The sequence below is a fragment of the Paenarthrobacter sp. genome (assembly GCF_031180005.1).
In the GTDB taxonomy this organism is placed as follows: Bacteria; Actinomycetota; Actinomycetes; order Actinomycetales; family Micrococcaceae; genus Arthrobacter.
Genome location: NZ_JAPSHI010000002.1, coordinates 56,907 through 81,470, shown reverse-complemented (window position 1 = coordinate 81,470; position 24,564 = coordinate 56,907). Strand labels below are relative to the sequence as shown.

The 24,564-nt window shown below is 61.0% G+C and carries 21 protein-coding genes; 12 read left to right on the top strand and 9 right to left on the bottom strand.

The genetic code is table 11. From position 1 onward, the window contains the following. Positions 1-4 precede the first annotated feature (4 nt). From RIF72_RS02685 to RIF72_RS02670, 4 genes are all read right to left on the bottom strand, one after another. Complete coding sequence (locus RIF72_RS02685; RefSeq protein WP_275779180.1) at positions 5-982, bottom strand: ABC transporter permease; 978 nt, start codon at positions 980-982, stop codon at positions 5-7. 88 nt (positions 983-1,070) lie between these two features. Continuing rightward, entirely contained in the window at positions 1,071-2,744 is a 1,674-nt protein-coding gene (locus RIF72_RS02680) for an ABC transporter substrate-binding protein (RefSeq protein WP_309073322.1), read from the bottom strand. Positions 2,745-2,823: 79 nt separating this feature from the next. Beyond that, positions 2,824-3,891: a LacI family DNA-binding transcriptional regulator gene (locus tag RIF72_RS02675; protein WP_309073321.1), complete on the bottom strand. Its 1,068-nt coding sequence runs from the start codon at positions 3,889-3,891 to the stop codon at positions 2,824-2,826. 186 nt (positions 3,892-4,077) lie between these two features. Beyond that, positions 4,078-4,206, bottom strand: coding sequence for a hypothetical protein (locus tag RIF72_RS02670; RefSeq protein ID WP_309073320.1), 129 nt, complete (start codon positions 4,204-4,206; stop codon positions 4,078-4,080). Between the two features lie 105 nt (positions 4,207-4,311). On the opposite strand from RIF72_RS02670, the gene RIF72_RS02665 reads away from it, so the two are divergent. The 5 genes from RIF72_RS02665 (at position 4,312) to RIF72_RS02645 (ending at position 9,102) form a co-directional block, all read left to right on the top strand. Next, positions 4,312-5,091, top strand: a complete 780-nt coding sequence (locus RIF72_RS02665) for a type 1 glutamine amidotransferase domain-containing protein (RefSeq protein WP_309073319.1) — start codon at positions 4,312-4,314, stop codon at positions 5,089-5,091. Between the two features lie 124 nt (positions 5,092-5,215). Next, entirely contained in the window at positions 5,216-6,235 is a 1,020-nt protein-coding gene (locus RIF72_RS02660) for a DUF808 domain-containing protein (protein WP_309073318.1), read from the top strand. Positions 6,236-6,487: 252 nt separating this feature from the next. Then, entirely contained in the window at positions 6,488-7,687 is a 1,200-nt protein-coding gene (locus RIF72_RS02655) for an aminotransferase class I/II-fold pyridoxal phosphate-dependent enzyme (RefSeq protein ID WP_309073317.1), read from the top strand. Continuing rightward, the gene (locus RIF72_RS02650; protein WP_309073316.1) at positions 7,684-8,643 is read left to right on the top strand and encodes a D-glycerate dehydrogenase; all 960 of its coding nucleotides are present in this window, start codon (positions 7,684-7,686) and stop codon (positions 8,641-8,643) included. Before RIF72_RS02655 ends, RIF72_RS02650 begins: the two co-directional genes overlap by 4 nt. 54 nt (positions 8,644-8,697) lie before the next feature. Next, positions 8,698-9,102 (top strand): heme-binding protein, encoded by a 405-nt coding sequence (locus tag RIF72_RS02645; RefSeq protein WP_309073315.1) that lies wholly within the window; start codon positions 8,698-8,700, stop codon positions 9,100-9,102. Positions 9,103-9,157: 55 nt separating this feature from the next. Here the strand turns inward: RIF72_RS02645 and RIF72_RS02640 are convergent, their stop codons facing one another. After that, complete coding sequence (locus RIF72_RS02640) at positions 9,158-10,198, bottom strand: AAA family ATPase (RefSeq protein WP_309073314.1); 1,041 nt, start codon at positions 10,196-10,198, stop codon at positions 9,158-9,160. Between the two features lie 80 nt (positions 10,199-10,278). Here RIF72_RS02640 and RIF72_RS02635 point away from each other — a divergent pair, with 80 nt between their 5' ends. Genes RIF72_RS02635 through RIF72_RS02625 form a run of 3 tightly spaced genes read left to right on the top strand, consistent with a single transcriptional unit; the run spans position 10,279 to position 12,293 of the window. Beyond that, entirely contained in the window at positions 10,279-10,971 is a 693-nt protein-coding gene (locus tag RIF72_RS02635; RefSeq protein WP_309073313.1) for an MSMEG_4193 family putative phosphomutase, read from the top strand. A gap of 24 nt (positions 10,972-10,995) precedes the next feature. Then, positions 10,996-11,526, top strand: coding sequence for a DUF3090 domain-containing protein (locus RIF72_RS02630; RefSeq protein ID WP_309073312.1), 531 nt, complete (start codon positions 10,996-10,998; stop codon positions 11,524-11,526). After that, positions 11,526-12,293: an SCO1664 family protein gene (locus RIF72_RS02625; protein WP_309073311.1), complete on the top strand. Its 768-nt coding sequence runs from the start codon at positions 11,526-11,528 to the stop codon at positions 12,291-12,293. Before RIF72_RS02630 ends, RIF72_RS02625 begins: the two co-directional genes overlap by 1 nt. A 47-nt stretch (positions 12,294-12,340) precedes the next feature. Here the strand turns inward: RIF72_RS02625 and RIF72_RS02620 are convergent, their stop codons facing one another. Continuing rightward, a complete protein-coding gene (locus RIF72_RS02620; RefSeq protein WP_309073310.1) occupies positions 12,341-13,618 on the bottom strand; it encodes a glycosyltransferase in 1,278 nt (425 codons plus the stop codon). 385 nt (positions 13,619-14,003) lie between these two features. Between RIF72_RS02620 and RIF72_RS02615 the strand changes: the two genes are divergently transcribed. The 4 genes from RIF72_RS02615 (at position 14,004) to RIF72_RS02600 (ending at position 19,968) form a co-directional block, all read left to right on the top strand. Next, on the top strand, positions 14,004-15,830 hold the full coding sequence (locus RIF72_RS02615; protein WP_309073309.1) for a BCCT family transporter: 1,827 nt from the start codon (positions 14,004-14,006) through the stop codon (positions 15,828-15,830). 92 nt (positions 15,831-15,922) lie between these two features. Beyond that, complete coding sequence (gene nhaA, locus RIF72_RS02610; protein WP_309073308.1) at positions 15,923-17,266, top strand: Na+/H+ antiporter NhaA; 1,344 nt, start codon at positions 15,923-15,925, stop codon at positions 17,264-17,266. A gap of 180 nt (positions 17,267-17,446) precedes the next feature. Then, a complete protein-coding gene (locus RIF72_RS02605) occupies positions 17,447-18,352 on the top strand; it encodes an ABC transporter ATP-binding protein (RefSeq protein WP_309073307.1) in 906 nt (301 codons plus the stop codon). Continuing rightward, entirely contained in the window at positions 18,349-19,968 is a 1,620-nt protein-coding gene (locus tag RIF72_RS02600) for a polyketide antibiotic transporter (RefSeq protein ID WP_309073306.1), read from the top strand. The genes RIF72_RS02605 and RIF72_RS02600 overlap by 4 nt, the downstream gene beginning before the upstream one ends. 77 nt (positions 19,969-20,045) lie before the next feature. Here RIF72_RS02600 and RIF72_RS02595 read toward each other — a convergent pair whose 3' ends face one another. From RIF72_RS02595 to RIF72_RS02585, 3 genes are all read right to left on the bottom strand, one after another. Continuing rightward, entirely contained in the window at positions 20,046-20,351 is a 306-nt protein-coding gene (locus tag RIF72_RS02595) for a DUF3040 domain-containing protein (protein WP_309073305.1), read from the bottom strand. Between the two features lie 1,148 nt (positions 20,352-21,499). Next, positions 21,500-22,768, bottom strand: a complete 1,269-nt coding sequence (locus tag RIF72_RS02590) for a M20 family metallopeptidase (protein WP_309073304.1) — start codon at positions 22,766-22,768, stop codon at positions 21,500-21,502. 40 nt (positions 22,769-22,808) lie between these two features. Further along, positions 22,809-24,371, bottom strand: a complete 1,563-nt coding sequence (locus tag RIF72_RS02585; protein WP_309073303.1) for an AbgT family transporter — start codon at positions 24,369-24,371, stop codon at positions 22,809-22,811. Positions 24,372-24,564: the final 193 nt, after the last annotated feature.

The following is a 24,564-nucleotide window of genomic DNA, read 5'->3' as shown; positions in this document are numbered from 1 at the left end:
TCCTCTAGTTGCTGCGCACGCGCGGGTCGAGGCGGACGTAGAGGATGTCCACCAGGAAATTGGCAAGCAGCACAGCGGCAGTGATGGTCAGGAACAGGCCCTGCATGAGCGGATAGTCCAGGCCTTGGACGGCGTTGAGGAGTTGGTAGCCGACGCCGGGATAAGCGAACACCACCTCCGTCAGGAGCGCACCACCCACCACGAATCCCAGTCCCATGCCGAAACTCGTTACCGACGGGAGCATGGCATTGCGTGCTGCGTAGCGGAGCATGATGCGGCCGGGGCGGAGTCCCTTGGCCTCGGCCATGGTGATGTAGTCCTCGGAATTCGTGGCAATCATGGTGTTTCGCATGCCCAGCATCCAACCGCCGATGGAAACCAGCACAATCGTCAGCGCCGGCAGCACCAGGTGAGCGCCGACGTCGCCGATGAACTCCCAAGTGAACGCCGGCTCCAAACCGTCGGTGAACGCATGCCGGATCGGGAACCAACCCAGCACCACACCGAACAGGTAAAGCGCACCCATGGCAAGCCAGAAGTACGGGAACGAGCCGATGAAAACCAGCACCGGCGGAAGCGCGGAGTCGATCGCGCCGCCACGCCGCCAAGCGGCGAGGATACCCAGCAAGTTGCCCACGACGGCGGCAATCACCAGAGCGGTTCCGCCGAGCAGGAGTGTCCAGCCGATCTGGGACGAAATGACCTCGGTGACCGGGGTGGGGAATCGGGAGATGGAAACACCCATCTGCCCGGTGAAGATGTTGTGCAGGTAGTCGATGTATTGCTCCCAAATGGGCCGATCATCAACACCCAGCAGCTTGCGCAGGGCCTCAATCTGTTCGGGCTGCATTCGGTCCTGGGAGCGGGCGAACATGCGGGACACGGGGTCTCCGGGCATGAAACGCGGGAGCAGGAAATTCAGGGTGATGGATGCCCAGAAGGCGATCAGGTAGAAACCCAGACGGCGCAGGATGAAGCGCACGGTTTCCCTCCATTCGGGAATTGCGGAAAGTGGGGGCACACGCCCGGCGGGGTTTAGGGCCCCGCCGGGCAGGCGGTGGAGGTGGGAACTACTTGCGCGGTTCCAACGTGGTCAGAATCAGCACCGTTGTGGGTGAACGGACGGAGAGCGTGGCGTACGGGTTGTCCTCGGTGGGCCAGCCGGTGAAGCGGGTGTCGTTGAACGCACCCCATTCAGGGCCGGAGAACAGCGGCACCAGCGGCGCGACGTCGTTGTACTCTTCCTGGAGCTTGTTGGCGATGTCCTTTTGCTTGGACTCGTCTGCTGCTGCGACGAAGTCGGCCAGCAAGGCATCGGCCTTGGTGTCGCCGAAGCGGTGATAGTTATCGAACGTCTTGGTGCCTACCGGCTTCACAGTGGCCGTGCCCATGGAAGTGTTGAAGTACTTATAAGGGCTGGGATCGTTGGCACTCCAGACGATTCCCGAGTCGAAGTCGCCGGTCTCGTAGCCTGCAACCACTGCAGCCCAGTCCGGAGATTCCACCTTGGCAGTCACGCCGACGTCTGCGAGGTTCTGTGCGATCACGTTGGCCACAGACAGCCAGTCGGAGGAAGTTGCGCCTACGGAGATCTTGAATTCGAAGGGCTTTCCGTCCTTGAAGGTGCGCTTCCCGTCAGCTCCCTTGGCGTACCCCGCCTTGTCAAGAAGCTCGTTGGCTTTCTGCACATCGTGGTTGGTCCACGTGCAGTTGTCCTTGACCGCGGCGTTCTTCCAGGTCTCGTAGTTGCCGGAGAGTCCGGTACAGTCCGCCGGCTTGGCGTAGCCGCTCATACCGATCTTGGTGACTTGTTCGCGGTCCACGGCCATGCTCAGCGCTTTACGAACGTCAACGTCGTTGAACGGAGCTTTGGTGGTGTTGAGCTGCCAGTTGATCATGGCACCGGTGGCCGGGAACCAGTACTGACGGTGTTCCTTATCCTTTGAAACGAAGGTCTTTTCGATGTTCGGGATGTACTGCGGAGCCCAGTCCACGTCACCGTTCGCGGCGGCGAGGTTGGCGCCGTCGTTTCCTGCAAACGCGAGCATCTTGATCCCGGCGATCTTCTGCTTCTCCGGCTGCCAGTAGTTGGGGTTCTTCGTCAGCACGAAGGACTGGGCCTGGAAACTGTCCACCTCGGTGTAGGGACCGGTACCCACCGGCTTGGCGTTTGCGTCCTTTTCCGGGTCCGGCAAAGCGGACCAGACGTGCTTGGGCAGGATGACGAGCTGGCCGACGTCGTAAAGGGCCGGCGACCACGGCTTGTTGAAGTTGAACGTGACCTGGTTGCCCTCCGCCGTGACGGTGTCCAGATATTCGAAGCCGCCCTTGATCTTCTTCTGGAGTTCAAACGTAAAGGCAACATCGTCGGCGACGAAGGGTTGCCCGTCGGACCACTTCACACCATCACGAAGGGTGAAGGTGACCGACTTGCCATCCTCGGCCGCCGTCCACTCGGTGGCGAGCCACGGCACCGTGTCTCCCTTGGCCGGGTTGAAGATCAGGAGGGACTCGTAAATGGACTGCTGGACCATCGGGTTCACTGTGGGAGCGAACGGGTTGAAGTTCTGCACGAACGTACCCATGTCCTCACGCGGGATGGTGAGGAAGGCGCTGGCGTTCGCTCCGGCGTCGGAAGTGCTTGTCTTGGTGACATTGGCCGTGCAGCCGGTGAGCAGCATCGCGCCCACTGCAAGGCTTGCCGCCGTCATCCGGGCAGCCCTGAAATATCGGGGTTGTGTCATGATGGTTATCTCTTTCCTGTCTTCATCAGCAAGGTGAAGGGGTGGGTAAGGGGTTTGCTCTTCGACGTTGATTTCGCGGTCAGACCGAAGAGCGTTCTAGCAGCGGACAGTCGACCAGTTGCTGGTCGGCAATGATCGGCTGTCCTGCTGTTAGTGCTGCGAGGGTTTGGACACCTAAGGCGCCCATTTTTTCGAAGGGCAACGCAACCGTAGTCAGCTTTGGCCGTAGGTAGGCCGCGATGAGTTCCTGGTTGTCGAAGCCGATCACGGCGATGTCCCCGGGGATGGTCAGGCCCCGTTCCTTGATGGCGTCATATGCGCCCATCGCCATGCGGTCATTGAGGCAGAACAGTGCCGTTGGCCTGTCCTGTTGTGGATAGCGGTCCAGGATCCGGCAAGCGGCTTCATAGCCGCCGTCGGCCGTGGCATATCCGGACACCACCAGTTCCGGGTCCAGCTCCAGTCCGGCGACGGCCAGTGCTTCGCGTGCACCTTTCAATCGCCCCACTGCGGCCGGGATGACCGGGTCAAGGTTGATGACGCCGATCCTGGTGTGGCCGGCTTGGAGCAAACGTTCGACGGCGATCCTGCCTCCCCCACGCTCGTCAGGGACGATCGAGGGAAGCTTACCGTCTGCATCGAAGCAGTTGATTAACACGGTGGGTACTTCATTGGCACTCGCCGGAACGTGGACGCCCCGGTGAAAAGTAGCTGCGTAGAGAAGTCCTTCCACTCGTTGTTCCAGCAGCTTTTCAGTTGCAGCATCTTCCAGGCCCTGGTTGGGTCCTACGGCATCGGCCTGGTCGGAGGGCGCGATGAGCAGGAACCGACGGTCAAGCCAGGCTTGGTCCTGGGCTCCTTTGATGATGTTGACGGCGAACGGTGCCGTGACGATTTCCGTCACGATCCCGTACCAATCGCTGCGCCGCGATGCCAGCGCACGGGCACCGGCGTTGGGCCTGTAACCCAGTTCCTGCACAGCGTGGTTGATCCGAGTGCGGGTTTCCTCGGAAATACTGGCATTTTCACGGTTGCTCAGTACAAACGAGACTGCAGTCCGGGAGACGCCGGCATGTTTGGCGACGTCTTTCATGGTGACTCCCCGTTGCCGTACAGGTACGGCCTCGCCAGGGGTGGTTTTCGCCATTGAATGCTCCGGTGCTCTTGGTCCGAGTGTGGTGCCAGGCAATCTCTGACTGGCTGATCGACAGGCAACGCTGTTGGTAACGCGCGTTACTTGTTGAGCATGTGACCTAGGTTACCCGCGTTACTTCAAGTCTGTCAACAGGGGGTTTTGACAAAATTGGAGGCTCAAAACCGCGCCGTCTGCCGTCTATTTCGCGCCGGGTTCGTCCGTAGATGCGTCGGGCAGTTCTTCGTTCGGGACATCGTGAACCTTTTTCGGGATCTTGCCCTCAACGTCGGCAGGTACGGGAGGGTCCTTCTCTTCATCAGTAGACATGAGGCAAGCATAGGGGCGCGTGCTGAAAGTCGATGGATTCTTCAGCCTGCCAGAGCCTTGAAATGCGTGGGGCGTAGTGTGGACGTTGGACGATAGGAGCACTTCATGAAGAAAATCCTCATGGTACTGACCAGCGTTTCCGAGCTCGGCGATACGGGCGAGAAGACCGGCTACAACGTGGCCGAAGCCGCACATCCTTGGAAGGTCTTCAAAGATTCAGGTCACTTCGTCGATTTTGCCTCCATCAAGGGCGGCCAGCCTCCCAGCGACGAGGTAGACACGAATGATCCCATCCAGGTTGCTTTTACGAAGGACGAAACCACGCGCGCCGGCCTCTACAACACTGCCCGCGTGGATGTTATTGATCCCGGGCAATATGATGCCGTCTACCTCGTGGGAGGACACGGCACTATGTGGGACTTCCCGGACAGCGAAGGGCTGCAGCGCCTGGTTGCCAGCGTTTACGACGCCGGCGGCTTGGTGGGCGCGGTCTGCCATGGTCCGGCTGGACTGCTGAATGTGGAGTTGGAGAACGGATTCCGTCTTGTCCAAGGCCGGGACGTGGCCGCGTTCACCAATGACGAGGAAGTTGCCGCCGGGAAAGACAAGGTCATTCCATTCTTCCTGGCAGACCGCTTGGAGGAACAGGGAGCACGACATGTCTCCGCGGGCGTCTTTGAAGAAAAAGTGGCGGTAGACGAGCGACTGGTCACCGGTCAGAATCCTGCTTCAGCCGCCGGGGTAGCCAAGGAGATGGAGAAGCTCTTCGCCCAGGTCATCCATCAGGAAAAGGCCGAGGAGCAGCACGAGGCGGAGGCGCTGCGCGCCGGGAAGGACGCGGAAAAAGCTGCCAAGAAACAGGCTGCGGCGGACACCGAACATTAGGCCGCCGGCACCGTCACTGCAGCCCAAGACGCCCGTCATCGTATACTCCGAACATGCCTCTTTTGCGCCTCTACCCAGGTGTTCACCCCCAGTTGCCCGACCTTAAGCAGGACGGAGCTCTCCTGTGAGCGGCGGCCTCGTCGCACTGTTGGACGATGTCGCAGCGCTGGCCCGAATAGCGGCTGCCTCCGTGGACGACATCGCGGCAGGAGCCGCCAAAGCCGGGGCCAAGGCTGCCGGCGTCGTTATTGACGACGCCGCGGTTACCCCACAATACGTCTCCGGGGCGGACCCGTCCCGCGAACTGCCGATGATCAAACGGATCTTCTGGGGCTCGCTGCGAAACAAACTAGTGATCATCCTCCCGGCGCTGCTGCTCATCAGCGCTTTCATCCCGGGAGTCATTCCGTTCATCCTCATGCTGGGTGGCAGCTACCTCTGTTACGAGGGCGCCGAAAAGGTGTGGCACAAGTTCCGCGGCGACCATACTGCTGCCGAAAAGGCGCCGGCTGTGCAGCGCGGGCCTGAAGCGGAGGCGAAAGTTACCAAGGGTGCCATCACCACCGATTTCATCCTGTCCTGCGAGATCATGGTGATCGCCATGAATGAAGTGGCCGCTGAATCCCTGTGGGTCCGGGCGTTCATCCTGGTCGTCGTAGCGATCGCGATCACGGTCCTTGTGTACGGCGCCGTCGGCCTCATCGTCAAGATGGACGATATTGGCCTGCACCTGACCACCAAGGCTTCCGAGGGCTCCCAGCGCTTTGGCCGGCTGCTCGTGAAGGGGATGCCGGCCGTGCTGGCCGCGATCACCCTCATCGGGACGATCGCCATGCTGTGGGTTGGCGGTCACATTATGCTGCAGGGTGCCTACGACCTCGGCTGGCATGGCCCCTATGACCTTGTCCATGTCCTGGAGACACCCTTCGTCGGGATCCCTGTAGTGGGCGGCTTCCTTGCCTGGCTCGTGAACACGATTTGCTCAGCCATTCTCGGCGCCGTGTGGGGCCTGGTCATCATGCTCATCCTGCACCCGCTGCTTAAGGTGCTGCCGCTTGGCAAGAAGAAGGACGGACACGAAGAGGGCGATGTCCGTGCCGCGATCGCCGGTTATCGGCCAGCCAAACACGACCCAAGTAAGTAGCAGATCAGGCCGTTCTGAGGGCTCTAAACGGCATGTACTGCGACCTAGTTGGGTGCGCAGCCTCGGTAACGATGGCCGGACATTGAATACAGTGGCACCGCATCCAGGTTAATATCCGGATGCGGCGCCACTCCCATATGTGGAAGTCACAGTGCGTCGCACTCTTGTGCTGCAGGCCACATGACGCTTTGATATATTAGTCATGTATTAGATGTCTATGAATGACTCTTAACTCAACGAGGAGTACACAGCATGCAGCAACTCGCGCATCGACTCGAACGGCTCGGCACTGAAACGGCCTTTAGCGTCGCCCAAGCGGCGGCGGCTTGGAAGGCGAAGGGGAACCTGGTTTACCCCTTCCACCTTGGTGACATCAACATCCCCACCGCCCCACACATCGTCGAAGCCATGACCAAGGCAATCGCCGACGGCTACACGGGCTACTGCCCCGGCCCCGGAATCCCCCAGCTGCGCGAAGCCCTCGCCGAGGACATCGGCTCACGCCGCGGCATCACCCTCTCCCCCGACAACGTCGTGGTCATGACGGGCGGCAAGCCTGTCATCACGAAATTCCTGCAGGCAGTCATGAACCCCGGGCAGGAAGTGCTGTACCCGAATCCTGGCTTCCCGATCTACGAATCGCAGATCGAATATCTCGGAGGCACAGCAGTACCGTACCGCTACCTCCCCACAAGCCAGGGCTTCTCGATCGACCTTGACCAGGTGCGCGCGTCGATCACCCCGAACACCGTTGCGATCATCTACAACGACCTGCAGAACCCTATCTCCGCGGAATCCACTGCAGCTGAGCGCGAGGCCATTGCCCAGATCGCGCAGGAGCATAATCTGTGGGTGCTCTCCGACGAGGCCTACTTCGAGACCCGCTACGAGGGAGTTTCCAGCTCGATCACGTCGCTTCCGGGCATGGCAGAACGAACCGTCATCCTTTACACGTTCAGCAAGAAGTTCGCCATGACCGGCTCCCGCCTCGGCTGTGCTGTAGCTCCCCTTGAGATCGCCAAAGTACTCAGCACGCTCAACACCAACGACGAGTCATGCACCACCCATTACGTGCAGTGGGCCGGCATCGAAGCCCTCCGCGGCACCCAGGAACCGGTCCAACAGATGCTCGACATCCTGCGTGAACGGCGGGATGCTGCCTGCGAACTCGTGAACTCTGTCCCCGGAATGCACGTCGCAGTGCCCCAGTCGACGTTCTACCTCTTCCCCGACGTCACCGACGTCATGCAGAAAATGGGCTACACCGCAGTCGGCGATTTCGCCAGCGACGCACTCTACAAAACAGGAGTCTCCTTCTGCACGCGTGAACATTTCGGCCGACGCCTACCCGGCGAAGAAAGGCAGTACATCCGGCTCGCCTACTCAGGCATCGACGTCGCCGACATCCGCGAGGGCCTCGGCCGCCTCCGCGACTGGATCGTGACCGCATGAGCCGGGTCATCGTCACGGGACGCATCCCCGAAACTGCAATTGAAAAGCTCCGCGCCGAACACGACGTCGAGGCGTGGAACGGTCCCGAAACCATTACCCGCGAAGAACTCCTCCGCCGCGTAGCCGGCGCCGATGCGATCGTGTCGCTGCTCACCGAACGTGTCGACGCCGAACTGCTCGACGCCGCCGGCCCGCAGCTTAAGGTCGTCGCGAACGTCGCTGTCGGATATGACAACATCGACGTGCCCGCCTGCAGCGAACGCGGCATCGTGGCCACCAACACACCCGGCGTGCTCACGGAAGCTACAGCGGACATCGCCTTCGGCCTCATCCTTATGGCGACCCGCCGGCTCGGCGAGGGTGAACGACTCATCCGCTCCGGCCAGGCCTGGAAGTGGGGCATGTTCTTCCTGCTCGGCAGCAGCTTGCAGGGTAAGACACTCGGCGTCGTTGGCATGGGTGGAATCGGCCAGGCAACCGCGCGTCGGGCCAAAGCCTTCGGCATGGACATCGTTTACCAGTCCCGCAGCGAAATCGATCCTGCGATCGCCGCCGAACTGGACGCCCGGCGTGTCGACCTCGACGAACTACTGGCAGTCTCAGACGTCGTCTCCCTGCACTGCCCATACGGTCCAGCCACCCACCACCTGATCGGGGCCGAGCAATTCGCTGCGATGAAGAGTTCGGCGTTCCTCGTCAACACTGCGCGCGGACCGATCGTCGACGAAGACGCCTTGGCGACTGCACTCCAGAAGGGTGCAATTGCTGGAGCCGGGCTTGATGTCTACGAGCAAGAACCCCGAGTCCACCCCGGGCTGCTGGAGCTGGACAATGTTGCCCTCCTGCCGCACCTCGGCTCGGCCACAGTGGAAACGCGTACAGCCATGGCCATGCTCGCCGCCGACAACGCACTCGCAGTCCTGAGCGGCGAACAACCCCCGGCACCGATCGCCTAGGCGAACCTAACAGAACTGTTGCCATTCCAAGTAGATTTCGCAAGGGAGAATACTATGGGTGACATCACCCAAACCCAGACCGAAGCCGTTCTCGCGGCAGCCCTAAACGCTGCTATCGAACAGGGAACAGCTATGAACATTGCCGTCGTGGACGCAGGCGCCAACCTCAAAGGCTTCATTCGAATGGATGATGCATGGCTGGGAAGCATCGACATAGCAATTAAAAAAGCCCGTACTGCCCGATGCTTCGACATGCCGACAGGTTCGATTGGAGAACTCTCCCAGCCCGGGGGTTCTCTCTTCAACATCGAAGTATCCAACGGTGGACTCATCACGTTCCCCGGTGGCCTTCCCCTGCACAACAAGGACGGCCACATCATTGGCGCCGTGGGTGTCAGCGGAAGCACCGTAGAAAATGACCATGCGGTTGCCTCTGCAGGAGCCGCGGTCGAGTTCTAATAGCAGGGGGCGTCCGGGTTCCACGGGACGCCCCCTGTCATTCCGCAGGCCCCGGTCAGGCCAGCCAGCGCCACCAGCGTGAACGTTCCGGTTCCGTCCTCACTTCCAGTTCCGGCTCCGGTTCCTCGCCCAGGGCCAGCGCAGCCTCGACGACGTCGTCCGACGTGAGCGTCATGACAGCATCACGATCGAGCGCATCGAGGCTATGTTCCTCGTCGCGTGAGAGCCGCAGCGCCTGCCGGTTGAGCGCCTGTTCGAACAGCGTGCGGGCGAACCGTGCGTTGCCCGAGTCCTCGCCAGCGTGGAGCCCGGTGAGGATGCGACGCAACATCTGGTCCGCACCAGGCTCCAAGGTGTACTCGTGCTGGGCCAGCATCTGGTGGAAAATTGTCTGGAGTTCGTCGACGGAGTAGTCCGGGAACGTAATCTCCCGGGCAAACCGGGACCGCAATCCGGGATTGGACAGCAAGAAGGATTCCATCAGCCGCGGGTACCCGGCCACGATCACCACCAAACGGTGGCGATGGTCCTCCATCCTCTTGAGCAGGACCTCGATCGCCTCGGGACCGAAGTCCATCCGTCCATCCTCCGGTGCCAAAGCGTAGGCCTCGTCGATAAACAGGACACCGTCCAGCGCACGCCGGATCACCCGGTCCGTCTTGATAGCGGTCGCCCCGACATACTGCCCCACCAAGCCCGAACGATCGACTTCCACAAGGTGGCCCCTCTGTAGCAGGCCGACCGCGCGATACATCTCGGCCAGGAGCCGTGCCACCGTCGTCTTGCCCGTGCCCGGGTTTCCGAGGAACACCAGATGCTGTGATGTGGCCACCTCCGGCAGCCCATGTGCTTTCCGGCGGGCCTGGACCTGTAGCAAGGCGACAAGGGCCCGCACCTGTTCCTTCACCGTCTCCAGCCCGACCAGCGCGTCCAGTTCCGCCTGCACTTCGGACAGGGGCCTCGCCGGCCCGGGCCTCGCACCGATGAAATCGCCCATCAGGTCATCGACGCGCTCTGAACCTGACAGCTTGAGCTGATTGGCCAGATGGCCTACGGTTTCGCGCAGGTCATCGAGCGGATTGCGGCTTGCAGCCATATAACCACTGTAGTCCTCGATTTCCGAGCACGGCGCGGAACGGTTCACACCGCCGTCGTACGGGTGGCTAGGCTGGGTGGATGGCGACAGTTATTCTCGTGCGGCACGGCCGCACCACAGCCAATGCCACTGGGTTGCTGGCGGGTCGGGCGGCTGGCGTCAGCCTCGACCAGATCGGACACGAACAGGCGACTCTGATGGCAGACCGGCTCGCAGCCGTGCCGGTAGTCGGTGTGGTGTCAAGCCCTCTGGAGCGTTGCCGGCAGACGGCCCGGCTTATCCTCGATCGCCAAGCTGGCACGCCGTACGCGCCCGTTGATATTGACCTGACCGAGTGCGACTACGGCCAGTGGCAGGGCCGTGCGCTCAGTGATCTTGCGAGCGATGAGTTGTGGCCGGCGGTGCAATCGCAACCGTCCGCCGTCGTGTTTCCCGGCGGTGAATCCATGGCCGCGATGCAAGCCAGGTCCGTGGCAGCGATTCGACGCCATGATGCAGCATTTGAAGCGGAGCACGGGCCGGGGGCCGTGTGGGCTGCGGTCAGCCACGGTGACATCATCAAGGCCATCCTCGCCGACGCGCTCGGCATGCACCTTGATCTGTTCCAGCGTATCAACGTAGGCCCTGCGTCAGTTTCGATCGTGAGTTACGGCCCCAGCCGGCCGAGCGTTTACGCGACCAACACCGACGCGGGTGACCTGTCCTGGCTGTCGAACGGTATCCATTCGGGCGATGCGCCGGTCGGCGGCGGTGCAGGGCAGAACGCGCTATGAACCTTATGTGCCTAAAATACTGACATGCCTACACGTGTTCACGAGTTTGCCTGGCCTGATCGGGTGGTAATTGGCACCATTGGCCTTCCGGGGGCACGCACGTTCTACCTGCAGGTCCGCGCAGGGAAGCAGATCGTGAGTATCGCCTTGGAGAAGCAGCAGTCGGCACTGCTCGCGGAGAAGGTCGACGACATTCTCGACCAGCTGATTACTGCCGAGGGCAACCCGTTCAGCATTCCCACAGGTACTCCCCTTGAGCTTGTCGACAACGACCCCCTTGAGTCCGTTCAGGAGCAGTTTCGCGCCGGCGCCATGAGCCTGGGTTGGGATCCAACCACGGCTCAGGTGGTCATTGAGGCATACCCCATCACCGATGTCGATGCTGATGACGAGGACGTTGCCGACGAGATGCTGCTGGTGCGGATGCCTGTCGGCACCGCGCGCGCATTCGCCAAACGAAGCCGTGAGATCGTAGGGGCCGGGCGTCCGACGTGTTCGATCTGCGGTTACCCCATCGACGCCGATGGGCACATCTGCACCCTTCCTGAGGTCTGATGCCGACGCCGGACCTGGTGACCGCCGAGCTGACCCTCACCGGGCGCATCACCACGGCTTCGAACGCTACCTTCCTGGGCAGCATCGGCGACCTCGACGTCGTCTATAAGCCGATAGCCGGCGAAAGCCCGCTGTGGGACTTTCCCCACGGGACCCTTGCCCACCGGGAGGTTGCCGCTTTCCTGGTCTCGCAAGTCTTCGGCTGGGACATCGTTCCACGAACCTGGCTGCGCGATGGCCCGTTCGGCGAAGGAATGGTGCAGCTCTGGCAGGAGCAAGACCCGTCCCAACGCGCCGTGAACCTGATTGCGACGGACCAAGTGCCCGAGACAGGCTGGAAACACGTTCTCGAGGGACAAGATGAGAACGCACGGATGGTCGCCCTTGTTCACGAAGACACGCCAGCACTCCGACGTATGGCAGTCTTCGACATGATCGTCAACAACGCCGACCGAAAAGGCGACCACATTCTCGCTATGACGGATGGACACCGGCACGGCGTGGACCATGGGCTGACCTTCCACCATGATCACAAGCTGCGCACCGTGTTGTGGGGATGGCTGGGAGAGCCTCTTGCCGCCGAGGAACGCGACGGCATCGATCGTGTCGCCGAAGGGCTGCACGGTGGGCTGGGCCAAGACTTGGCCGAGCTGCTAAGTGCCGAAGAACTCGCATCACTGGCCACGCGCTGCGCCCGGTTGCGCTTAGCAGGGCGGTTCCCCGCTCCGAGCGGTGGGATGCCTGCGGTTCCTTGGCCGCTGTTCTAAGGCGTTGCCCTTTCGTGCGCACGGAGCAAGGGCTTTCACCGGTAGCTCTACCCCTCCAGGACCGCAGCACCCGTGATCTGCTCCAAGGCCTGCACTCCGGCAGCGAGACCGTGTTCCGCCCGAACTGCTGCACCCAACTCATCGGCGCGTGAGGCGTAAGAGGCTTTGTGTACGAGGTCGCCGAGCCGGTCGGTCAGGCCCTCGCGGAGTTGTCTGGCCGGAAGCGGGGCGGGCCCTGCACCGAGCGAGCGGACCCGTGCGCCCCAGAAGGGCTGGTCGCCAAGGAACGGTACAACCAAGGTGGGCCGACCCGCCCGGATGCCGGCCGCCGTCGAGCCCGCACCGCCGTGGTGAACCACTGCCGCGACCCGCGGGAACAGCCATTCGTGGGGAGCGCCCTCCAGCACCAGGACGTCGTCGGCATCTGCTTCTCCGGGCGCGATACCGCCCCATCCTGTAGCGACGATTCCACGCAGTCCATGAGCCCGCAGAGCCTTAAGCACCGCGTCCCTACGCCCGGTCGCTCCCTTGCCGAAGCCCATGGAGCCGAATCCTATGTAAACCGGCGGTTCGCCCGCCGCCAGGAAGTTCACCAGCCGGGCAGGTGGCTCCCAGGAATCGTCGCTGTGCTCCGGGAACCAGTAGCCGGTGACATGGGCCGACGGCGGGTAGTCATCGGGGATGGGGACGACGTGCCTGCTGTAGGGGTACAGGATGTGAACCGGGCTTCCGTCGGAGTTCCTGAGTGGGTCGGCTAGGCGATGGACCCGACGCAGCCCCACGTCGCGTCGGAAGTCATTGATCATGCCGCCGTACATAATCCCGCTCATTCTGCGGAACTCGTACGACATTTTGTTTCCCAGCGATCCGAAGGAGGCGCCGCCGAAGAACGGCATGGCGTGCGCCCGCGTTGGGGTAAAAAACGGTATCGGGAGGGAAAGCACGCCGGGTACTCCCAAGACCTCAGCGATGTGCGCGCCGGCAAGACACTTGGGGTGGTAGACCACGACGTCGGGGCGCGCAGCCTGGGCGGCAGCCCAACACTCCGCGTTCAGTTCGCGCATGGCCGAGGTCATGATGCCGAGCGTTCGGAGCGCATCCCGGGGACCGCTTAGCTCGGGCATGACCTCCTGAAGAAGGCGCAGCATCCTGGAGCCTGCCGGTTGGTGCCTGATGGTCCCGGGTCCGCCATGTGGCACCAGATCTGCGAAACCTTCGGGGACAGCGAGGGTGACGTCGTGTCCCGCGCGGGCAAGAGCCCCGGAAAGAGCGGCGTAGGGCTGAATGTCACCGCGGGTTCCGAACGACATAATAAGGACATGCATGGCAGGCTCCTCAGGACGGCTTCTTGACCGCCCGGAGACGGGGCGGCATCGCCGCCGACCAGCCTTCCCGGCACACCACTTCGGATGCTACACCTTCACGCACGATGAGGCGGCAGGTGGATGATTTTGTCGATCATCATTTCACCACGGATTCTCCAAGGCTGGCGCTGCCGCCTCTTCTGCAGGATGCTTTTTGATGAGGCTCTCCGCGGTCACGTCTCAATCCCGCATCAATACCGTGGGAAAGTGTTTCTTCAAGCGCGTGCAGCCAGGCGGTTAAGTAAACTTGCAGGCTGCACAGGAACCACACACCAGACGAATTCACAAAGAGCTGAACGTAAAAGAGAAGTCTGAGCGTTGAAGAACGCAAAAGGAGAAACTGGGAATGTCCGCCACAGAAGGCATCAGGACCAACAGCCAACCACAGGGGAAACAGAAGCCATCCCTGCCGGATAGGGGAGCGCACCCGCCCGGAAAGCAGAAGCAAAAACTCGCCACGTGGGTCTTCTGGCCCGCCGCCGCAGTCATCGTAGTGTTCGTCCTTTTCGCCTCAATTTTCCCGGCGGCCGCAACCGAGATGTTCAGCACCATCCAGGGAAACGTCATTAAGTGGTTCGGCTGGTACTACGTGGCCGCCATTGCCCTATTCGTGGTGTTCGCCCTGTGGATCGGCCTGAGCCGCTATGGCGACATAAAACTGGGCAAGGACGAGGACGAACCTGAGTTTTCTGTCATGTCCTGGTTCGCCCTTCTGTTTGCAGCCGGCATGGGAATCGGGCTGGTCTTCTTCGGGGTGGCTGAGCCTCTGAATCACTTCGCCTCGCCCCGGCCGGGCACGGAGGGCTCACCTTTGGCGATCGCCCAGCAGGCGATGACCCAAACGTATCTGCACTGGGGCCTTCATGCCTGGGCCATTTACGTCGTTGTTGGCGTCTCCATTGCCTACGCCGTGCACCGCAAGAACCGACCCATCTCCATAAGATGGACACTCGAGCCGTTGATGGGCCGAAAGCGGGTTTCGGGCGGATGGGGCAACCTCATTGACGTCGTCGCCTTGGTCGGAACACTTTTTGGAGTCGCAACCTCGCTGGGTCTCGGCGTGCTGCAGATCTCGGCCGGGCTTGAGCAGGCCAACATCGTGCAGGCCACCACCATGACGCAGATCGGCCTTATCCTCTGCATCATCACGCTCACCATCGTTTCCGTGGTGTCCGGCGTGGGCAAAGGCATGAAGTGGCTCTCCAACACGAACCTGATCCTCGCTGCTTTGCTCATGTTGGTTGTGTTGTTCACAGGTCCCACGCTGTTCCTGCTGCGTGAGTTCGTGCAATCCATTGGCAACTACTTGCAGAACGTTGTCGGTTTGACCTTTAACACGCTGGCCTTTTCCGGTGCCGAGGGCGAAGCCTGGCAGGCTGCATGGACCACGTTCTACTGGGGCTGGTGGATTTCGTGGGCGCCTTTTGTGGGCATCTTCATCGCACGTATCTCCAAGGGCCGTACCGTTCGTCAGTTCGTTGCCGGGGTCCTTTTGGTTCCTACCACGGTGGGTTTCCTGTGGTTCTCTGTCCTGGGCGGCGCCGCAATTTATCGCGAATTGTTCGGCGCCGGCGGCCTGATCAGCGACGACGGCAGCGTGGACACCGAGGGCGCACTGTTCAACTTGCTTGGCAGCCTCCCGGGCGGCGCGATCCTCACCGTGGGTGCCATCCTCTTGATCGCAATTTTCTTCATTACGTCCGCTGACTCCGGAGCCCTGGTGATGGGCATGATCTCCACCGGTGGCGACGTGGAACCCAAAAACTGGTTAAGGATCTTCTGGGCCTTGTCAGCCGCCGCCGTCGCCATTGCATTGCTCCTGGCAAACGGCCTCCAAGCAATCCAAACCGCGGCAATCCTCACTGCTGTGCCATTCAGCGTGGTCATCATCCTCATGTGTATTTCCACGGCCAAAGCCTTCCATGTGGAGCACGCCACCCTGATGCGCGCGCAAAGGAAGCTGGCCCGCGACCAGATGACCGCCCATGTCACCGAGCATATGCAAGACACCATGGCCGATTCCGTACAGGAGCATTACCAGGAGCACGTCGCGGAGCAGGTCCATGACCAAGTCGCCGAGGCGGTGGAAGCCCAGTTCACCGAACGATTGGCTACATCAGAAATCCCGGTGACACCCCCGCGGGCCACCCCGCCGAAGAAACCCGGACGGTAAAAAGACATCCACTCCCCCGATAGAATGATGGCAGGTGCGCCGGGAAGTCTGGTCGGCATGATGTCGTCGACCCATTGCAGAGGACTCCCTGAATGAGCAAGAACCCCACCAGTACCCCGCGCCCTTCGATTCTAGGGCGTGGCAGTTATGCAGAGTCGCTACGTATCGGTGCCATCCTCCGGAAGGAAACCGTAGGCGGAGCCCTTCTGGTCACTGCTGCCGTGATCGCATTAATCTGGGCGAACTCACCTGCGGCGGACAGCTACTTCGCCTTACGGGATTTCAAAATCGGTTACGAACCCTGGCATCTGGAACTCAGTTTGGGCACTTGGGCGGCGGATGGTCTGCTGGCAATCTTCTTCTTTCTCGTGGGGCTTGAGCTTAAGCGGGAATTTGTAGCTGGAGACCTTCGCAAGTTCAGCAAGTCCATTGTTCCGGTGGCGGCGGCAGCCGGAGGTGTCGCCGTCCCGGCTTTGGTCTACGTTGCAATCAATGTCGGTAGCCCCGAAACACTGCGCGGTTGGGCCATTCCCACAGCCACTGACATTGCCTTCGCGGTGGCCGTGCTGGCGATCATCGGTTCGCACCTGCCCAGTGCGCTCCGAATTTTCCTGCTGACTCTGGCGGTGGTCGATGACCTGATAGCGATCAGTATCATCGCCATTTTCTACACCAGTGATTTGCAAGCCCCCCCGCTGCTGTTGGCCTTGGTCCCATTGGCCCTGTACACGTTCCTGGCCCAAAAATATCGGCGCTTCTTCGGCACCAAACCAGCGGCCGCATGGCTGATTCTGCTTCCGCTGGGAATCGTGACCTGGGCCTTGGTGCATGCTTCGGGGATCCACGCCACGGTAGCCGGTGTGTTGCTGGGATTCGCCATTCCGGTGATCCGGTCCAAGGCCAGCGGGGGCCCCGAAGCAGGTCCCGGCTTGTCCGAAATCTTCGAACACCGCTTCCGTCCAATTTCAGCCGGTATCGCTGTGCCGATCTTTGCCTTCTTCTCCGCCGGCGTCGCTGTAGGTGGATGGGACGGTTTGGGTTCGGCGCTGGCAGACCCCGTGGCTCTAGGCATCATCCTGGCCTTGGTGCTGGGAAAGCCCATTGGCATTCTCGGGACGACATGGGTTCTGACAAAAGCGACCAGGGCGTCCTTGGATAAATCTTTCAAATGGGTAGATGTGTTCGGCGTTTCAGTCCTTGCCGGCATCGGTTTTACCGTCTCGCTGCTGGTCGCGGAACTGAGCTTTGGACTGGGCAGCGCCCATGATGACCACGCCAAGGTAGGGATCCTGGCGGCCTCATTGATCGCGGCCTTGATGGCCTCGGTGGTGTTGAGCACGCGGAACCGCCAATACCGCATCGCAGAAGCTGAGGAAGCCATAGATTCGGACCAGGATGGTATCCCCGATGTTTACGAACGGGAACAGAATCCCTGACCCCCGGTTGCGAGGCGCAGCGTGGCGAGCTGCGTCAGTGAAAGTCTTCCCTGCGTCGGCTCCCGGACGTAGGCTTCGATTGGAGAGCCGGGAAGCCTGGTCGGCCCGCACAGCAATTTGCCCGCGGAACGCCGTGGCAGCCGCCTCGGTCGTTGTTGCCTGACCGAGGGAGAGTAAGCAGTGACAAGCGACCCAGTGATTCACGCAAACCTCTTAGTGAAGAAATTTGGCAGTACTCGTGCTCTTGACGGCCTCAATCTCCGAGTGGAGGCCGGCGAGGTCCACGGCTTCCTCGGCCCCAACGGCGCCGGAAAATCAACAACCCTCAGGTTGCTGCTGGGCCTGATCCGGCCCACTTCAGGAACAGCGAATGTCCTCGGCCTGAATCCATGGGAAGAACCCGTCCTGACGCACAGGGACATTGCCTATGTCCCTGGCGATGTCAGCCTGTGGCCCAATCTTTCGGGCGGGGAAGTCATTGACCTGCTGACAGGCCTTCGCGGAGGAGCAGACCAACAACTTCGGCGCGCGTTGATCGAAGAGTTCGACTTCGATCCACGGCGCAAGGCACGAACCTATTCGAAAGGCAACCGTCAGAAAACTGCCCTCATTGCGGCCTTTGCCCGCCCAGCCAAGCTATATCTCCTGGATGAGCCCAGTGCCGGGCTGGATCCAGTCATGGAGTCAGTGTTCCGCCGTCAGGTCAGGCGAGTGAGTGCTGAGGGAGCCACGGTGCTGCTTTCAAGCCATATCCTCAGCGAGGTGGAGCAACTATGCGGCAAAGTCACCATCATTCGTTCAGGCCAGGCTGTTGAAACAGGAAGCCTCGATGAATTGCGGCATCTTAAACTTACGCATTTCAGGGTCGAAGGCACTCAATCTGTCCAGCTCATCGCTGTGCCGGGGGTTCAAAATGCCCACGCCGAAGGAGGGACTCTCGAGTTCGACGTCGAGGCGGCGGACCTCACCCCTGTTCTGGAGGCTGTCGCGCGAGCCGGGATCAGCGGACTCACGGTTTCACCGCCATCGCTGGAGTCTCTGTTCCTGAGCCATTACAGCGACTCAACGGGCAAGGTACCCTCATGACCGGCCTCGGAGCTCTGTTGCTGGTTCAAGCTCGACGAGAGCGAATCGTGCTGCCCATCTGGATCGCCGGCATCTCGTTTCTGTGCTTCGCCGTAGCGTCAGCCGTATCAGCAGAGTTTGCAGGCGTTGCCGAGCGGACATCGATCATTGTGGTGGCCACCACGAGCCCCGCGTTCCTCTTCATAAGGGGGCTCCCCGACGGCACCAGCACCGGAGCGGTGGTCTTCTTCCAGGGCTACGCCTTCACAGCAGTACTCGCCGCCCTGATGAGCACTTTCCTCGTTATCCGGCACACACGCGCTGATGAAGAACAGGGTCGCGAGGAACTGATCACGTCCACGCCCATCCGGCGGGCCACTCCCCTTGCGGCGTCACTCATCCTGGGTATGGCAGCCAATCTCGTATTGGCTTTGGGCGTCTTTACCGCGTTCACTGCTGCCGGGCTTCCCGCCCGCGGTTCTTTGACTGCGGGCTTTGCAGTAGGAGTTGTCGGAGGCTTCTTCTTGGCTGTTGCGGCCGTTCTCGCTCAGGTCATGCCCTCAGCCCGAGGAGCCAACGGAGCAGCGGCGGGATTGGTGGGAGCCGCCTATTTCGTGAGGGGCATTGGAGATGCTTTAGGCACCCCTGATGACGGACTGACGCACGTCACCAGTGCGTGGGTCTCCCTGCTTTCTCCCATCGGTTGGGGTCAAAGGACACGACCATTCACTGTTGCCGACGCCGGTCCCCTCATGATCTTGGCAACGGCAGCAGCCGTTCTGATGGTCGGGGTGCTCTGGCTCAGAAGCAACAGGGACCTCGGAGTGAGCCTTGTTCCTGAACGCCCGGGCCGGGATCGCGCAGCGGCAGGAAGTACCTCCCTCCTAGGTCTTGGCTGGCGGCTTCAACTTCCTACTTTGATCGGCTGGAGCATTTTCGCTGCCCTTTTGGGAGGCATTGCCGGCGGTCTTGGCCCGACGGTCTCCAACGTCATTGGCGGAAACCAATCACTTTCACAACTGATTGCCAGGCTCGTTCCAGGATCCACGGGAACGATCATTGATCTATTCACCACCGCGCTGCTAGGAATAGCCGGTGTCCTGGCTGCTGCCGCCGGCATTCAAGCCATGCTTCGTTTACGCGCCGAAGAAGCGGAGGGCAGAGCAGAACTTCTGTTGGCCGCGCCACGAACCAAAGCACAATGGTTGGGAGCAAACGTGATTGTTGCAGCAGTCTCGACGGTGGTGGTGTCGGTTGTCGCCGGGGTCGCAGCTTCGGCGGGCCTGACCGTGGCCGGCATCGGCACCGATTCGCCCGGCCTGCTAGTGGCTGCTGCCGCTGCCCACCTACCCGCCGCAGCCGTCTTCGTGGCAGCAACAGCGGTCCTTTTCGCAACAATTCCAAGACTAAGCATTCCACTGGCCTGGGGCTTGCTGGCCGCCGGACTGGTGCTGGGACAGTTTGGCGAACTTCTCCGCCTCCCGGGCTGGCTGCAGGATGTGAGCCCCTTCCGACATTCCCCTGCCATGCCCGTGGAGCCTTTTGAACCGTTCCCCTCCCTCACGATGACAGGCATCGCCGTCTTGGGTGCGCTCCTTGCTGGATGGGTTGTCCGCAGGAGGGACCTGACCGTTTGAGTGGCCGCTCCCGTCACGGAGGCGACCACGACGGCGGCGCACCGGCCTGCGTGGCCAGGTGGCGACGTCGTTGCCTTTCAGGCGTCGTGAAGTGTCTCCTCTGGCCTTGATCCAGGACCGAGCCCTTTGATGAACCAGTGGGCGCCGGCCAGCATCAGCACGAAGCCCAGGATGCCTATGATGATGAGCTCTGTTGCTATGCCGACTATGACCAGGGCGAATGCGGCTACCGTCGTGAGAATTCCACGGACCATCGTGGAACCCTCCCGCGAGTGGAGTCTGTGCGCCCCGGTTTGTAGTGTCCGGTCCAGATCCGGATCGGTGGACGCGAGCTCTTGTTCGAGCATTTCAAGGCGTCTGCGTTCTTCCTCTGACAGTGCCATGGGCACCTCGCTAGGTTTGTTGATCGAAGCTGAATCCACAGGTGCATCGGTAGGTAAGGAGGGTGCGCCTATTCCCGGCTGATGTCTTCTGGCTGGGCAGGACTGGATGAACGACGATCAGTTCCATTTCCTGGCCACAGTGAATGTGGGACGCCAACATGCGGCGCATTTGCGGATCCTCGGAAGGTCTTTTGCGTCCGGCGCGCTCTAGTCGTTCCTTCTTGCGTGCCCGACGGGCTGGCCGTGAAAGCTGTGGGTGATCAGTCCGCGTGGACTGTATGTGCGTCATTGCAATCTCTTTCCAGGTGTAACAACAGGGGTTGGTGAGGCTGGTCGGCGAACCGTCCTACGTCCTGCTGATGGAAAGCTCCACGACGGTCAGCGCGGGCAGATCCGGCTCCGGGGGTGCCGTGTTGTTGATCAAAGCGTCGCCGGGATATTGGTGAGCCACGGATGGCGAATCACCGAACCCGGTCCTCGGGGTCGGTTCGCCGCGAGGCGCATGCCGGCTCTGGCCGCAGTCTTTGCCGGATTCTTCAGTCCCGGAGGATGGTGCGGCGACGTGTCCGGTGTCCGTTGCCTGCGAGAAAGATATTGAAGTCCCGGAGACTTTGACTGCGGGTTTCGCTTGGGGCGGCACTTCCGTAGGACCCGGATTGTGTATTGCCTGAATCGGGGAACACCCGGGAACGATAGCGTACCTCGTGCCGTGGGTATAGGACGCGGCTCCCGCTAGCAGAAGGGTCAGAAGGAGCCACACGAATAGGCTTCGCAACGAAGTGGGGCTGCGAAGCATTCCCAGTGAGGACCAACTCAGCGCGGCCATCTCCGGATCCCGGTAGCTGCCATTTAAACAGCGTATCTACGAGGGCTCATCGGTTGGTCACGCATGTATTACTTTTGGGCTTCAACTTGAGTGACCAACGAGCGAATCGGCAAGGAACATCCGGCAACAGCCACAATAACAGCGGGAGAGACTGAACGTCCGCTACGGCGTTCCAGTAGCCGTGCGCAGCTTTGCCCGTGCACGGCTACTGTCCCGGGAGTTCACTTCCAGGCCGAGAGGATGCTAGCCCTGGCAAGACTAGTTCGTTTGCCGTCGTCGTCGAGCGCACCGTCAAGCTATTACCACGTCGGGCAGGAGCCTTTCACATCAGGCCCCTCAGACTCTCCAGGTTGTTGATTTGCGCAGGGATTCTCAGTCCGGGACGAAATGCTTGCTTGACCTCGGTCAGCAAAGACTCGGAGCGGAAGAGTTGGGCTGCGGTGAGTGCAAGCAGGAGTGCGCCGTCCAGGACTGCTTTGTCACCGTTTGGGCCGCCGGCCACTTCTGTGGCCTCGTGGCTGTGCATGTTAATCCCCGGCTGAATTTCGACGTTCGGGTGGATTACCGGAATGACCTGGCTGACGTTGCCCATGTCTGTGGATCCGGGGAATGCTTCTGTCAGCAGCGGAACGGTTTTTCGGCCGATGCGGGCGAAATTGTCCTCGATCATGCGGCCGAGTACCGGGTTCGAATTCAGTGCCGCGTAAGCAGGGGTTGGAAGGTCGATGCTGACTGTGCAGCCGGTAGCCAGCGCTGCGCCACGGGCACAATTGATAATTCTCGGCACCAGGTCGTTGAGGAGGGTTCCGGTGTCCGGAGCACGGACAAAGGCGCGGATAAGGGAACGTTCAGGGATGATGTTCGGTACGTCGCCGCCGTCCTCGATGACGGCGTGGACTCGCGCGGACGTAGGCAACTGCTGTCGCAACAATCCAATCGCATTCATGGTCAGGATTGATGCGTCCAGAGCGTTGATGCCAAACTCAGGATTGACGGCTGCATGCGCAGCTTTACCCGTGAATTCGAACGTAAGAGCGACGCGTCCGAGCGTGCTCATGGCCGAGAGGTTCTCGCCGCCCGGGTGGATCATGAGGGCGGCATCGAGATCATCAAAACACCCGGCCTCAACCATGTAGGACTTGCCACCTCCACCCTCCTCCCCGGGAGTTCCAATGACGACGATGCGGCCCGGAAGCATGCCGTCCTGCTCCAGTAGGCGTTTGGTCAGGAGGGCTCCGCCGAGTCCGACGGCGGCAATGATGTTGTGGCCACAACCGTGGCCTATCTTCTCCAGAGCATCGTATTCGCAGATGAAGGCGAGGGTTGGGCCCCCTTCGCCGAAGGAGGCTTCTGCACGGAATGAAGTGTCCAGATCGGCGATGCCGGCATCAACCGTGAAACCTGCATCCTTCAGAGCAGTGCTGAGCAGATCTGCGGCGAAGTACTCCTGGAAGCGGGTCTCCGGACGCTCGTGAATGCGGTGGCTCACGGACAGCAGGTCATCGATCAGCTCACCTAGCACACTGCGGAGGAATGTTTCATCGTCTAAGTCAGCGGTGCGCGGGGTGACTTCCAAGGTTTTCTCGGTCATGTCATTTCCTATCGATTGGATGTGAGAGTTGGGGTCTGGGTTATCCGAGGTGCAGCGTTTCACCAGGACCGATCGGTATGCCCACTGACACCCAAACGACGAACAGAACGCTCCAGACAAGGAAGAACCACACCGCATACGGAATCATCAAGGCGAACACCGTGCCGATCCCCGCCTTTTTGTTGTACTGCTGGATGTAGCCCAGCGCCACGGCGAGGATCGGGCTCAGCGGCACCAGCATGTTGGTGGACGAGTCAGCGATGCGGAAAGCGAGCTGCGTGTAGGCCGGGTCGATTCCGTTAATCATCAGCATGGGGATGAAGACCGGGGCCAGCAACGACCACAAGGCAGATCCGCTGGAGATGATCAGGCTGAAGAACAAGGTCGCGACGCTAACAATGAGCAGGCTGCCGATGGGGCCGACATTCAGACCCTTTAACGCATCGGCGCCGAGGATGGCGAACCAGAGACCCAGGTTCGACCAGCTGAAATAGGCAATGGCCTGCGCCACGGCGAATATCAGCACCAGCAGGTTGCCGAGATCCTTGGTGGAGGCGATCATCAAGCGCGGCACGTCGTTGATCGTCTTTATGGTTCCGGTCGTCTTGCCGTAAGCAATGCCGACGATCAGGAACAGCAGGAAAAGAAGGGGCACGATGGATGACATAAACGGTGACTCGACCACAGCTCCGTCCTCTCCTCGGAGGATGCCGTTCTCCGGGATGATGAGCAGCGCGACACCGGCAAGGAAGATCAGCGCTGCTATCCCGGCGTTGCGCAGGCCTCTCTTCTCCAAGGCGGTGACCGGGGCAGCGACCTCTGAGCCTGCAGGGGATGGTCCGTCGTACTTGCCGAGGCGCGGTTCTACGATCTTCTCCGTGACCAGCACGCCTACGATTGTCAGCACGATTGTTGAGGCGCTCATGAAGTACCAGTTGGACACAGGTGTTACTGAGACTTGCGGATTCACGATGCCGGCTGCGGACGTGCTGATGCCGGAGAGCAAAACGTCCGTGCCAGCGATGATGACGTTCGCGGAGAAACCAGCGCCCACGGCACCAAACCCCGCCGCCAGACCGGCAATTGGGTGACGGCCGACGGAGAGGAACAACAAGGCTGCCAGTGGAGGAACCACGATGGCGGCGGACTCGGAGGCGAGGTTGCTGAGTATGCCTACGAGGATCACCACGAAGGTGATCAGCCGCGGGTGTTTCACCCGCGCAACGAGGAAGCGCAGGGCCGTATTCAGTATCCCCGACTCATTGGCCAGTCCCAGCCCCAAGAGCAGAACAATCACCAGGCCCAGCGGTGGGAATGAGAGAAAGTTGTCCAGCATGGAAGTCAACATGAACGCGAGGCCTTCAGCCGACGCGAGACTCTTCACAGGGGCGGTCTCGTTAGTGACCGGGTTGGTAACTTCTGCCCCGGCCAGCGAAGCGATGGCGGAAGCGACAATGATTCCGGCAGCGATCATGACGAAGAGAATGAACGGGTGAGGCAGCAGGTTGCCGACCTTCTCGACGCCGTTCAGGAATCCGAAGCCTAAGCGTGCGGCGAGGGAACGGTTGTTCGGCGATTTCTTTTTTACACGGGTGTTTGACATTTGGAACCTCTACGACAATGGAGGGCGCTGAATGGGCCCCATCCGATGGGGGGGGTCCCCGGACGTATTGATTCGCCCGGAGTCCGGGATCGCGAACGAACCATCAGTGATATCCACACCAGTATGTGTGGTGAGGAACACTTTTGCATCTATCATGCACATATAGCCGGTTTATTCGCCCTGGAGGATGTGC

Excerpts from the sequence above, each read along its gene's own strand:
- RIF72_RS02650 (WP_309073316.1), top strand. The coding sequence starts at position 7,684 with ATGAGCCGGGTCATCGTCACGGGACGCATCCCCGAAACTGCAATTGAA.
- RIF72_RS02655 (WP_309073317.1), top strand. The coding sequence starts at position 6,488 with ATGCAGCAACTCGCGCATCGACTCGAACGGCTCGGCACTGAAACGGCC.
- RIF72_RS02630 (WP_309073312.1), top strand. The coding sequence starts at position 10,996 with ATGCCTACACGTGTTCACGAGTTTGCCTGGCCTGATCGGGTGGTAATT.
- RIF72_RS02645 (WP_309073315.1), top strand. The coding sequence starts at position 8,698 with ATGGGTGACATCACCCAAACCCAGACCGAAGCCGTTCTCGCGGCAGCC.
- RIF72_RS02680 (WP_309073322.1), bottom strand. The coding sequence starts at position 2,744 with ATGACACAACCCCGATATTTCAGGGCTGCCCGGATGACGGCGGCAAGC.
- RIF72_RS02640 (WP_309073314.1), bottom strand. The coding sequence starts at position 10,198 with ATGGCTGCAAGCCGCAATCCGCTCGATGACCTGCGCGAAACCGTAGGC.
- RIF72_RS02585 (WP_309073303.1), bottom strand. The coding sequence starts at position 24,371 with ATGTCAAACACCCGTGTAAAAAAGAAATCGCCGAACAACCGTTCCCTC.
- RIF72_RS02600 (WP_309073306.1), top strand. The coding sequence starts at position 18,349 with ATGACCGGCCTCGGAGCTCTGTTGCTGGTTCAAGCTCGACGAGAGCGA.
- RIF72_RS02590 (WP_309073304.1), bottom strand. The coding sequence starts at position 22,768 with ATGACCGAGAAAACCTTGGAAGTCACCCCGCGCACCGCTGACTTAGAC.
- RIF72_RS02620 (WP_309073310.1), bottom strand. The coding sequence starts at position 13,618 with ATGCATGTCCTTATTATGTCGTTCGGAACCCGCGGTGACATTCAGCCC.
- RIF72_RS02635 (WP_309073313.1), top strand. The coding sequence starts at position 10,279 with ATGGCGACAGTTATTCTCGTGCGGCACGGCCGCACCACAGCCAATGCC.
- RIF72_RS02595 (WP_309073305.1), bottom strand. The coding sequence starts at position 20,351 with ATGGCACTGTCAGAGGAAGAACGCAGACGCCTTGAAATGCTCGAACAA.
- RIF72_RS02625 (WP_309073311.1), top strand. The coding sequence starts at position 11,526 with ATGCCGACGCCGGACCTGGTGACCGCCGAGCTGACCCTCACCGGGCGC.
- nhaA (WP_309073308.1), top strand. The coding sequence starts at position 15,923 with ATGAGCAAGAACCCCACCAGTACCCCGCGCCCTTCGATTCTAGGGCGT.
- RIF72_RS02665 (WP_309073319.1), top strand. The coding sequence starts at position 4,312 with ATGAAGAAAATCCTCATGGTACTGACCAGCGTTTCCGAGCTCGGCGAT.
- RIF72_RS02675 (WP_309073321.1), bottom strand. The coding sequence starts at position 3,891 with ATGGCGAAAACCACCCCTGGCGAGGCCGTACCTGTACGGCAACGGGGA.
- RIF72_RS02670 (WP_309073320.1), bottom strand. The coding sequence starts at position 4,206 with ATGTCTACTGATGAAGAGAAGGACCCTCCCGTACCTGCCGACGTTGAG.
- RIF72_RS02615 (WP_309073309.1), top strand. The coding sequence starts at position 14,004 with ATGTCCGCCACAGAAGGCATCAGGACCAACAGCCAACCACAGGGGAAA.